This window comes from Emticicia sp. (assembly GCF_049241225.1).
Classification (GTDB): domain Bacteria; phylum Bacteroidota; class Bacteroidia; order Cytophagales; family Spirosomataceae; genus Emticicia.
In genome coordinates this window covers 34,611-46,980 of the sequence record NZ_JBMLRC010000145.1, presented here as the reverse complement: position 1 = coordinate 46,980, position 12,370 = coordinate 34,611, and the positions used below count along the sequence as shown (strand labels likewise).

The following is a 12,370-nucleotide window of genomic DNA, read 5'->3' as shown; positions in this document are numbered from 1 at the left end:
GCAGGGCTTCCACAAAAACAATTATCGAAAGAATTTGTAAGAGAATGGTTGATTGCCAATAATTTTCAAGGAAAAGAAGGACAAACAGTGCCAGAAATGACTGATGAGAAAGTACTGGAAATTTCAAACCGCTACATTGAACTATATGAAAATGTATCGGGAGAAAAATTTGTAGCCCAATCAGGTGAAGATGTCATTGGTAGAATTGAAGGAAATATTAAAGCATATTTTTGTATTTAATAATAATTCTTTTGACTTGTGGTCTATAGGCCTTTATCTATTTCGTAGATAGATAATAAAAAAGCCTCTTTTTCGCTGAAAAAGAGGCTTTTTATATGAGTTCAATTAAATTATGCCTCGGCATAAGCTGGAGAAATCATTGAAACTGATTTAGCTTCCAATAGCGTTTCACCCATCAAATACTCATCAACTTTTCTTGCACACTCACGTCCTTCTGAGATAGCCCAAACAACCAATGATTGCCCACGACGCATATCGCCAGCTGCAAAAATCTTTGGATTTGATGTCTGATAATTTGGAGCTTTTACATTTTTACGCTCGTCAACTTCGATTTCTAATTGATTCAGTAAATCTTGTTGAGGATTCAAGAAACCAGCTGCAATCAAAGCTAACTCACAAGGAATTTCACGCTCATTCATTTCAACTTTCGTTCCGTTGAAATAGGCTGATTCTGAAATCAAAATTCCTTTTAAATTTCCATTTTCGTCACCAATAAATTCTTTTACATTGATGCTGAATAAACGCTCACAACCTTCTTCGTGCGAAGTAGATGTACGTTTTGTCAAAGGCCAATTAGGCCAAGGCGTTGCTTCGGCACGCACTTGATAGAATGGCTGTTTTTTATCGTCAATTTCTGGTTCAGGCATCACTTCAACCTGCGTAATTGTTTTTGCTTTATGGCGGTTAGATGTTCCAACGCAGTCAGAACCAGTATCACCTCCACCAATTACTACAACATTTTTACCAGTTGCAAAAATTTCTCCATTTTGGTAAGCCTCACCACGGTGGTCGTTGATACGCTCAATTCCAGCCACACGTTTGTTTTGTTGGCTCAAGAATTCCATCGCAGGATAAATACCTTTCAATTCTTTTCCTTTTATATCAATCATACGAGGCACTGTTGAGCCACCCGAAAGTACAATTGCATCAAAATCTCTTACTAAATCGCTTGATTTAACATTAAAGCCCACGTTAGCATTGGTAATAAAAGTAATTCCTTCTTCTTTCATTACATCAACACGACGGCGAACAACCGATTTATCAAGTTTAAAATCAGGAATACCGTAACGCACTAATCCACCAATTTCGTCGGCACGCTCAAACACCGTCACTAAGTGACCAGCTTTGTTCAATTGCGATGCAGCCGCTAAACCAGCGGGACCAGAACCAACTACGGCTACTTTCTTGCCAGTACGTTTCTTTGGGATAATTGGTTTTACCCAACCGTTGGCGTAAGCACGTTCGATGATTGATTTTTCGATGTATTCGATAGCCACCGGTGGCTTATTGATACCTAAAACACATGATGCTTCGCAAGGAGCTGGACAAATACGTCCTGTAAATTCAGGGAAATTATTTGTCGAACTTAAAATTTGGTAGGCATACTCCCAGTTTTCCTCATAAACGGCATCATTAAATTCTGGAATAATATTACCAAGCGGGCAACCGTTATGGCAAAACGGAACGCCACAGTCCATACAACGAGCAGCCTGCTTACGAGTATTATCTGCATCGACAGGCATTTCAACTTCATTATAGTCTAAACGACGCTCTTCAACGTTGCGTTTAGCTGCCAATTCTCTTTGAAATTCTAAGAAACCAGTAGGTTTTCCCATTGTTTTATAGTGATTTTGTTATATAGTTGGTCGATTATTGGCGATGTTTGTTTCGCCAATAATCTAATACTAAATGCTCTTTTATTAATTAAATTGATACACAATTGGTGGAAGTAAACTTACGCCAATACTTTCTCAGCTGCTGCTTTTTTCTTTCTTTCCATTAAAACTCGTTTGTAATCCGTAGGGAATACTTTTACGAAATTTGGAATTTCATTTTCGAAATTAGCAAGAATTCTCGCTGCTACTTCGCTCTTAGTTTCTTTCAAGTGTTTTTCGATGAAAGATTTCAGCATTTCGGCATCCTCGGCATCAACCGTTTCTAAACCAACCATTTCTTTGTTGCATTTTGCTTCAAAAGTTTTGTTTGGATTATACACAAATGCTATACCACCACTCATACCCGCTGCGAAGTTGCGACCAGTTTCGCCCAATATAATCGCCAAACCACCAGTCATGTACTCTAAACCGTGGTCACCAATACCTTCAACTACAACTTTAGCACCCGAGTTTCTTACGCAGAAACGCTCTCCAGCCATACCTCTGATATATGCTTCACCCGATGTTGCACCATAGAATGCCACGTTTCCGATAATCATATTTTCTTCGGCTTTGAAAGTAGCTTTTCTGTCTGGATACACAACTAATTCTGCACCACAAAGACCTTTTCCGAAGTAGTCATTTGAGTCACCTTCGAGTTCGAGTTTTAATCCTTTTGTCGAGAATGCACCAAATGATTGTCCAGCTGTACCTCTATATTTATAGTGGATTGTGCCATAAGGAAGGCCTTCTCCAGCATAAACTTTCGAGATTTCGTTTGAAGTCATTGCACCGATTGAGCGGTTTAGGTTATTCACCACATATTCTGCTTCAACCTCTTTTTTACTTTCTAAGGCTGGTTGAGCATCAGCCATCATTTTCCAGTCAAGCACTTGCGAAATACCGTGGTCTTGCTCTTCTTGCTTGTATTGAGCCACATCCAATGTTGTTGGCTCTTTAAACAAGATTCCTGAGAGGTCAATTTTCTTATATTTCCAGTGGTTGATGTCGTCACGTTTTTCGAGGAATTGCGATTGACCAACCATTTCGTTTACTGTACGGAAACCTAACTCAGCCATGATTTCACGAAGCTCCATTGCTAAGTAAGTAAACATATTCACTACGTGTTCTGGCTTACCGCTGAACATCGCACGAAGTTCTTTGTTTTGAGTAGCAACACCAACTGGACAAGTATTCAGGTGACACTTACGCATCATGATACAACCAACAGCTACTAAAGCTGCGGTAGCAACCCCAAATTCTTCTGCACCCAAAAGAGCTGCAATCGCAATATCACGACCTGTACGAAGCTGACCGTCAGCTTGTACGGTAATTCTACCACGCAATTTGTTTTTAACCAAAGTCTGGTGAGCTTCGGCCAAACCTAACTCCCAAGGTAAACCTGCATGGCGGATTGAAGATAGTGGAGAAGCTCCTGTACCACCATCGTGCCCTGCAATCAAAACTACATCAGCGTGTGCTTTAGCAACACCTGCGGCTACTGTACCAACACCTGCTTCTGATACTAATTTTACTGAGATTCTTGCATCACGATTGGAGTTTTTCAAATCATAAATCAATTGTGCTAAATCTTCAATCGAATAAATATCGTGGTGAGGAGGTGGGGAAATTAGACCAACACCTGGGGTACTATGACGCACACGACCAATCCAATCATCCACTTTATGTCCAGGAAGCTGTCCACCTTCACCTGGTTTTGCTCCTTGTGCCATCTTGATTTGTAGTTCTTTGGCATTCGTTAGGTAGTGACTTGTCACCCCAAAACGGCCAGAAGCTACTTGTTTGATTGAAGAACTTAGGTTATCGCCGTTTTTATCTAATTCATAGCGGATTTCATCTTCGCCACCTTCACCTGAGTTAGAACGACCACCGATACGGTTCATCGCAATAGCTAAGGTTGTGTGTGCTTCCCAAGAAATCGAACCAAACGACATTGCACCCGTTGCAAAACGCTTGAAAATGCTTTCAACTGGTTCTACTTCTTCCAAAGGAATTGAGTTTCCTTTTTTGAAGCGGAGTAAACCACGAAGTGTAAGTGCATCTTTGGTTTGGTCGTTGATTAATTTTGAATATTGCTTAAAGATTTGATAACCTTTTTCTAAATCTTTTTCACCAACACGTCCAGATTGTTGTAATAAGTGAATTGATTGTGGGTTGAACATGTGACGCTCGCCACGTTGTTTCCACTGATACACACCACCAACTTCTAAGCGTTTTACTGATTCTTGTGGAACATCTGGGAATGCTACTTTGTGGCGTATGTTGGCTTCTTTAGCAATTTCGGCTAAGCCCATTCCACCGATGCGTGAGATTGTTCCAGTAAAATATTTATCAATAACAGGCTTGTTCAGACCGATACACTCAAAGATTTGAGCACCTTGGTATGATTGAAGTGTTGAGATACCCATTTTAGAGAAAATCTTCAACAATTCTTTATCAACTGCCTTAATATAATTCTTATTCAATGTATAATCATCAAATTCGCCTTCGATTAAGCCTTTTTTGTTCATCCAAGAAAGCGTCTCGAATGCCATATACGGGCATATCCCCGAAGCTCCGTAACCGATAAGAGTAGCTACGTGGTGAGTTTCCCAAATATCACCTGCTTCCACCAAAATACCTGCTTTTCCACGAATTCCCTTTCTGATGAGGTGGTGGTGAATAGCCGCCGTTGCTAAAAGTGATGGAATAGGGGCGTGGTCTGAATCAATCGCACGGTCAGATAGAATCAAGATTTCAAAACCATCTTCGATTGCATCTTCTGCATAACGGCAGATACGCTCTAAGCCAAACTCTAAGGCTTTGCCAATATCACCAGCTTTAGAATTAAAGTAAGTATTGATTGTTTTTGCTTGGAAACCTTTGTAATCAACAAAACGAAGTTTATCAAATTCTTCGATTGTCAAAACCGGCTGGTCAAGCTGAACCAAACGACAGTGAGCTGGCGATTCTTTCAAGATATTTTCATTGGCTCCAACAAATGAAATCAATGACATGATTGAACGCTCACGAATCGAGTCGATTGGTGGGTTAGTTACTTGAGCAAATAATTGCTTGAAATAATATGATAAATGCTGGCTTTGGTCAGAAAGAATAGCTAATGGCGTATCTACGCCCATCGAGCCGATGGCTTCCATACCTGTTTGAGCCATTTGTGCCAAAATCATACGAAGGTCTTCTGACGTAAAGCCAAACGTAATTTGGCGTTTCAATAAAGTTTCTTCGCTATATTGTTGGTACGGACGAATCGACTTTGGAAGTTCTTCGGTTTTGATTTTATTCTCATCTAACCATTCTTGATATGGTTGACGTGAACAAATATCGGCTTTTATTTCTTCGTCAGGAATGATTCGGCCTTGTTCCATATCAACCACAAACATTTTACCTGGCTGTAAACGACCTTTTGAAACAACTTTTTCTTGGTCGATGTCGAGTACACCCGCTTCCGATGCCATGATAACAGTATCATCGTTCAGAACCCAATAACGAGACGGACGAAGACCATTTCTATCAAGAGTTGCACCTACCATTTTACCATCAGTAAATGATATTGAAGCTGGGCCATCCCACGGCTCCATGATAGCAGCGTGGTATTCGTAGAAAGCTTTACGGGTTGGGTCCATTGCTTCGTTGCCATCCCATGCTTCAGGCACGAGCATCATCATTACGTGTGGTAATGAGCGACCCGACAAGTATAATAATTCGATTACGTTATCAAGCTGAGCCGAATCAGAGTTACCCACATCACATATAGGTAAGAGTAAATCCATTTCTTCTTTCGTGAAGAAATCAGAAATGAAAGATTTTTCTCCAGCACGAATCCAGTTTACGTTTCCTTTTACGGTATTGATTTCACCATTGTGAGCAATAAAGCGGAATGGTTGAGCCAATTTCCAAGAAGGGAATGTATTTGTAGAAAAACGAGAGTGAATAACTGCAAAAGCAGAAGTCACGGCTTCGTTATGCAAATCAGGGAAATAATATTTCAACTGCTCGGTAGTCAATTGCCCTTTATAAGAGATTGTTCTACACGATAGCGAAGAGAAATAGAAGTGCTCTTTAGCTCCAACAACAGCTTCACGTATGATACGAGATGCATATTGGCGGAGAATATACAGTTTACGTTCAAAATCAATTTCTTCAGTAATATCAACTGGTCGTTTGATAAATACCTGCTCGACATTCGGCTCAACCGATGCCGAACCTTCACCCAAAATATCACCTTTCGTTTCAACCACACGATAACCAAGCAGTTCTAAACCGAGTTTTTCAATCTTACGATTTAGAATAGCACGACATTCTTCACGCTCGGTTTCATCCATTGGGAAGAAAATCATACCTACACCATACTCTCCAACAGCTGGTAAGTGAAAATTGAGTTTATTACACTCATCCAAGAAAAACTCGTGAGGAATTTGGAGTAAGATACCCGCTCCATCACCAGTGTTTGGGTCGCAACCACATGCACCACGGTGGTCCATGCGTTCGAGCATTTTAATCGCATCGGCTACAATTCCGTGCGACTTGCGTCCTTTCAAATGAGCTCTAAAGCCAATTCCACAAGCATCATGCTCAAACTCTGAGCGATATAAGCCTTGTTGTTGCTCTGTAACTTGTTCAGTTTCAGTCATCGTACTAATATAATAGTGATTTGAAATTGTACCAACACGGAACGTTGTTCCGAGCGTGATTTTGTTGTATTTTTTTGTAAAATCATTGACCCATATAATCTTTTGAATCGAAGAAGTATGAGGTGGGTTTATGATAAATACTTTGCAATATAATACCAAATATATTTGGCATAACAACATTTAAACCAAATTTTCTTTCCCCTGTAAAAAATACTTGTTTTAGCAACAAATATTATGGGAAAAATACAACCATTAGTGCATTATAGGTGATTTAATTAGGTATAAATTACTAAGTTAAGTCATATTAGCTGTAGGTTATGCATCAGCAATATATTGGCTATTAAGGTATTAGGCAAGCAGAGTAATTTTGTATATTTTTTAGATTACTAAATTTTACTTGTAGAAGAATTAATATAACTATTAGAAGAGATTTACACTGTTTTGTTACTAAATTGCTGATAATCAATAATTTATGATTATTTTTGTGCTTCACCATCAAAATCAGTTATGATTATTCAAAAAAGTAAATTATTCACAACACTTCTTTTAATCTTTTCTTTTCATTTTTTATCAGCTGCATCATTCGATAAATACTTCCCGAAACTAATCAAGTTTGAAGGTCTTGGCTACGGAATTCACCAGCCAATTTGGGGGAAGAAACCTTTCACAAAAAACGAAGCATATTCGATTTACAAAACACATTACTGGGACAAATACCATGCTTCGATGTTTAAAAGTCAAGGCGTGGCAGAAGTTCTTATTGACCAAATTATCAATGCAGGTGTTGGTAAAGAGTGTGTCAATATCAAAGCCTTCGAGGCTGTTATTGGAGTTAAACAAGACGGTTACTTGTCTATTAGTGATATTAAAAAGGCAAACAGCTTTAAATTTCCCGAGGAAATTATCAATCCATTCGTTAATTATCGACTACATTATTATAATAGTCGAGCGAATGCCAAAAAATATCGAGGTTGGATAACCCGTGCGAAGAGTTTTTATCGCAGAACCAAAGATGGAGACTTATTGGCCGACTATCTGATTTTACCCAAAATGTTAATGAAAGAGGAAGTTCCAATCATTTCCGAATACAAAGCCGAGGAGACTTTGGTTAACAATGAATAAAATCTAAGCGTTTAGAAATACTATCAGTTATAAAATTTACGTTTTATTGACTGATAGTATTTTTGTTTACAGCAAAAATATTGCCACCATGAAATCTAATTGGTTACTCAGATACTACCGTTAAATAAATATTTCAATAAACTACTGATAATAAGCCTATTACTAAACTCTACTTTTTGAAGTCCCTAAATTATTATTAAGCGGTATAATTTTTGCTATTGATTATACTGTCTGGAAAAAAAATATAGAATGAACCTAAAAAAAATTACACTTACCTTGCTGGTAATCAGCTTGTTATCTTCTATTTGTGTTATATATGTAAATCAAGCTGCATCTTTTAATAAATATGCACCTAAACTACTTAAATTTGAAGGAGAAGGCTATGGGATACATAAACCAATTTGGGGCAATAAAATTTTTACCAAAGAAGAAGCCTTACACATTCACCGCCATCATTATTGGAATCGCTTTTTAGGAAATCACTTTAAAAGTCAGGAAGTTGCCGAAGTTTTGATTGACCATATTATTAATGCAGGTGTTGGCAGAGAAAATCAAAATATAAAGGCCTTTGAAAGAATTATTGGCGTTTCACAAAATGGTGTTTTAACTATGAGTGATGTAAAAGCAGCCAATGATTTTGATTATCCAGAAGATATTGTAAATCCTTATGTAGAGTACCGTCTGCGTTATTATCGTTCAAGAAAAGATGCAAAAGTAAACAAAGGCTGGTTTAAAAGAGCTAAATCATTTTATATGAAAGAAGCTGACCGCGAAGATGAAGATAATATTGTTGAAGATTATATAGTAGTGCCGAAAAATCAACAACATAATATCGTTGAAGATATAAAATAATACACAATCTTACCCGATAAACTCTTCCCTAAAAATGCCTCGTGAGTAAATTATCCTCCTTTCAGCAATGAAAGGAGGGAAGAGGTCTTCGATTTAGGCAAAAAAAAAGACAGCCAAGAAGCCGCCTATTTTTTATCTAACCTAAACTAATAGAACTGATAGTTTGGTTGATGAATATTTTTTTAAAACTAAATATTTTATTCTACAAATCCAACACCTACGGTGCCATTGCTACTTTCATCTATTAAAATAAATGAACCGTTAGCAGGATTCTCTTCGTATTTATCTGCAAAAACTGGACTGGCTGTTTTCAGTGAAATCCAACCGATTTCGTTCAATTTCAAACCTCCATCTGCGGGAGCTTCATTGCTCAACGACATATTTTTGATGTCGATAACCGAGCTGATATTAGTAACCTTTGCTTTTACTCGGTTGATGCCGTGTTGGAGTAAATAGGTTTTACCAACTGTCAGCATTTGACTATCTAGCCAGCAAATTTTTGCATTGATTTCTTTGCGTGACTCTGGTTGCTCGCCAACTTTTACGAGCATATTTCCACGACTCACATCAATATTATCTTCGAGCGTAATTACAACAGATTCTTTGGCATTACCTGATTCTAATTGGGTGCCAAATTTCTCGATAGTTTTGATTTTGCTAATTTGTCCGCTTGGAAGTGCCTCAACCAAATCTCCGACTAAGAATGTTCCGCTGGCAATTTTTCCTGCATAACCTCTATAATCGTGATATTCTTCAGTTTTTGGTCTCACAACGTGTTGTACCGGGAAACGAGCTTGAATAGTACTAAGTTCTGAGTTTTGAGTACTGAATTTTTCTAAGCTATCAAGCAATGTTTCACCTTCATACCATGGCGTCTCAGCTGATTTACGCACTAAATTTTCACCGTAAAGCGAAGATATAGGAATAAATTGTAGCGTTTGGCCTTCAAAACTTACTTGCTCTGCAATACCCAAAAGTTCGGTTTTGATAGCTTCAAATTTTTCTTGGCTATAAGCTACCAAGTCCATTTTGTTTACAGCCACAATAATATTCTTGATGCGAAGCATCGATGAGATATAAAAGTGACGTTTTGTTTGCTCAACTACTCCATTACGTGCATCAATTAGAATAATCGAAACCGATGTATTTGATGCCCCCGTAACCATATTTCGAGTATATTCAAAATGGCCAGGAGTGTCGGCAATGATATATTTGCGATGAGGTGTGCTAAAATAAATATGAGCTACATCAATCGTAATTCCCTGTTCACGTTCTGCAATTAAGCCATCGGTCAAGAGCGATAAATCAAGAAAATCAAGACCTTTACGCTTTGAAGCTGACTCAAGAGCTTCTATTTTATCTTGTGTAATTGAGTTCGTTTCGTATAGCAAGCGTCCGATAAGTGTACTTTTACCATCATCAACTGAGCCTGCTGTTGCAATTCTTAGTATATCCATAACCCCTAACCCCTAAAGGGGGATTTTTATTCTTTTTCTACGAAAAAGGTCTGTTTTGAAATTGTAATTTGTAAACTGAGAAACTGTAAGCACCCCTTTAGGGGCTGGGGGTCAAAAATATCCCGCTTGTTTACGTTTTTCCATGGCTGCTTCTGAGCGTTTGTCGTCAATTCTGGCTCCACGCTCCGAAATTTGTGCCGAAAGAATCTCACCGATTACATCGTCTAAATTGTCTGCCGTTGATAAAACCGCAGCCGTACAAGTCATATCACCAACCGTACGGAAACGTACTTGAGTTTTGTACGGAACTTCATCTTCTGACTTGTTGATAAATTCAGAATCCGCCCAAATCATACCATCACGCTCAAATACTTCCCGCTCGTGTGTGAAATAAATCGATGGAATTCTTAATTCTTCCTCTTTGATATAATTCCAAACGTCCAGTTCGGTCCAGTTTGAAATTGGGAATACCCTTACGTTTTCGCCCAATTCGATTTTGCCATTGAGCATATCGAACAATTCTGGACGTTGTTTTTTAGCATTCCACTGACCGAAATCGTCACGAACTGAGAAAATACGCTCTTTGGCACGAGCTTTTTCTTCGTCACGTCTTGCTCCACCAATACAAGCATCGAACTTAAATTCTTCGATTGCATCTAAAAGTGTGACGGTTTGCAAAGCATTTCGACTGGCATATTTTCCAGTTTCTTCTTTCACTTTGCCTTGTTTGATTGAATCTTCTACATAACGTACGTGAAGTTCTAATCCAAGTTTATTTACCAGCCAGTCACGGTATTCAATCGTTTCTGGGAAATTATGTCCTGTATCAACGTGGAGAAGGGCAAAAGGGATTTTACCAGGGTAAAACGCTTTTTGGGCAAGTCTTACGACGGTAATAGAATCTTTTCCACCCGAAAATAATATAGCTGGTTTCTCAAATTGAGACGCTACTTCACGCAAAATATAGATGGCTTCATCTTCCAATTCTCTCGGAAATGAGCTGTCATTTGCTTGATAAACCGTTGTTTTTTCTGAAAAAGTACTCATTCTAATGAATTACGACGAGCGAACTCGTACGATTTATAATTTACGAATGAAGATTTTTGAATTCATTCGCATTGATATTTATTAAAATGCTCGTGTTGAGCGAATAAAACTTTGCAAAGTTAACAGTTCTTTTGGTAAATCGAATTATCCGGCGTGAAGTCCGCACTCTTTTTTCGATTCTTCCCACCACCAACGTCCAGCTCTTGGGTGTTCGTCAGGGCCAATGGCACGTGTACAAGGTTGACAACCAATGCTAATAAAACCTTTGCGATGCAGCGGATTGTCAGGTACTTTATTTTCGGTAATGTATTTCAAAACATCTTCGTAAGTCCAGTGAATCAACGGATTGAATTTCCAAACTTTGTTGCTTTCGTCCCATTCCCAAATCTTCATATCGTTACGATTCTCCGATTGCTCGGCACGTAAACCTGTAATCCAAACTTCGGCACCTGCTAATGCTCTTTTTAATGGCTCGATTTTACGAATAAAACAGCATTCTTTACGATTTTCAACCGATTCATAAAAACTGTTTGCTCCTTTTTGTGTAACGAGCTGCTGTACTTTCTCGGTATTTGGGTAAAATACTTCAATATTTTTCTTATAACGAGAGCGTGTACGGTCAATTAACTCATATGTTTCTTGAAAGAGGCGGCCAGTATCTAAAGAGAACACTTTAATATCGAGGTCATTCTTGAAAATGGCATCGGTTATTACTTGGTCTTCTTGCCCTAAAGAAGTTGAAAAGACAACTTTTGAAGGGTATTGACTGGCAATGTAGCTGAGGCTTTCAGCCAATGTATATTTTTCTAAAATATCTACCATGAGAAATTATGAATTACGATTTTGTTGAACTTCGTAAGTCTTAGTTTTATTTAAAGCCAAGCTTTGGCTAAATTCCAAATGTTTAATAAAACAACCAAAACACCAACCGAAATCATGATGGTTTTTGGCTTAAATAATTTCACCAAAAATGCACCCAATGGGGCAGCAACAACGCCACCAACAATAAGTCCAGCTATGGCTTGCCACGCTTGAATATCAATGAAAAGCATGAAGATACCCGTACTACAAAAGGCTACAAAAAATTCAGCCGTATTTACAGTTCCAATTGCTTCTTTTGGGGCATTTCCCTTACTAATTAAGTTTGAGGTTACTAAGGGACCCCAACCACCACCACCAACTGCATCGAGAAATCCACCAAAGAGACCCAAAAGACCTAAATTCTTATTTTGTGGTTCAGTTGGACGAGTTTTGAACGCTTTTGAGATGATTATGCTTCCGAGAATAACCATATAGATTGAAATATATGGTTTAATCATATTTCCATCAAAAACATCGGAGATTA

Annotated in this window: 8 protein-coding genes and 1 pseudogene; 3 read left to right on the top strand and 6 right to left on the bottom strand. The window is 38.3% G+C overall.

Annotated elements, in window-relative coordinates; all coding sequences use genetic code 11:
• A pseudogene (locus ACOVO2_RS08820) lies at positions 1–240 on the top strand (phosphoribosylaminoimidazolesuccinocarboxamide synthase); the annotation flags it as partial.
• Positions 241–350: 110 nt separating this feature from the next.
• Here ACOVO2_RS08820 and ACOVO2_RS08815 read toward each other — a convergent pair.
• Positions 351–1,856 (bottom strand): glutamate synthase subunit beta, encoded by a 1,506-nt coding sequence (locus tag ACOVO2_RS08815; RefSeq protein WP_421769604.1) that lies wholly within the window; start codon positions 1,854–1,856, stop codon positions 351–353.
• A 119-nt stretch (positions 1,857–1,975) separates the two neighbouring features.
• Positions 1,976–6,547, bottom strand: a complete 4,572-nt coding sequence (gene gltB / locus ACOVO2_RS08810) for a glutamate synthase large subunit (protein WP_421769603.1) — start codon at positions 6,545–6,547, stop codon at positions 1,976–1,978.
• Between the two features lie 507 nt (positions 6,548–7,054).
• Here gltB and ACOVO2_RS08805 point away from each other — a divergent pair.
• Together ACOVO2_RS08805 and ACOVO2_RS08800 are read left to right on the top strand one after the other, a co-directional pair.
• Positions 7,055–7,669 carry a glycosyl hydrolase 108 family protein gene (locus ACOVO2_RS08805; RefSeq protein WP_421769602.1) on the top strand — a complete coding sequence of 205 codons (615 nt, stop codon included), beginning with the start codon at positions 7,055–7,057 and terminating at the stop codon, positions 7,667–7,669.
• A 249-nt stretch (positions 7,670–7,918) separates the two neighbouring features.
• Entirely contained in the window at positions 7,919–8,521 is a 603-nt protein-coding gene (locus ACOVO2_RS08800; protein ID WP_421769601.1) for a glycosyl hydrolase 108 family protein, read from the top strand.
• A 197-nt stretch (positions 8,522–8,718) separates the two neighbouring features.
• On the opposite strand, the gene ACOVO2_RS08795 is transcribed toward ACOVO2_RS08800, so the two are convergent.
• From ACOVO2_RS08795 to ACOVO2_RS08780, 4 genes are all read right to left on the bottom strand, one after another.
• On the bottom strand, positions 8,719–9,978 hold the full coding sequence (locus ACOVO2_RS08795) for a sulfate adenylyltransferase subunit 1 (protein WP_421769600.1): 1,260 nt from the start codon (positions 9,976–9,978) through the stop codon (positions 8,719–8,721).
• 111 nt (positions 9,979–10,089) lie between these two features.
• Positions 10,090–11,025, bottom strand: a complete 936-nt coding sequence (gene cysD, locus ACOVO2_RS08790) for a sulfate adenylyltransferase subunit CysD (RefSeq protein ID WP_421769599.1) — start codon at positions 11,023–11,025, stop codon at positions 10,090–10,092.
• Positions 11,026–11,169: 144 nt separating this feature from the next.
• Positions 11,170–11,847: a phosphoadenylyl-sulfate reductase gene (locus ACOVO2_RS08785; protein ID WP_421769598.1), complete on the bottom strand. Its 678-nt coding sequence runs from the start codon at positions 11,845–11,847 to the stop codon at positions 11,170–11,172.
• 50 nt (positions 11,848–11,897) lie between these two features.
• Positions 11,898–12,370: sulfite exporter TauE/SafE family protein (locus tag ACOVO2_RS08780; protein ID WP_421769597.1), on the bottom strand; the 473-nt coding region annotated here is incomplete at its 5' end.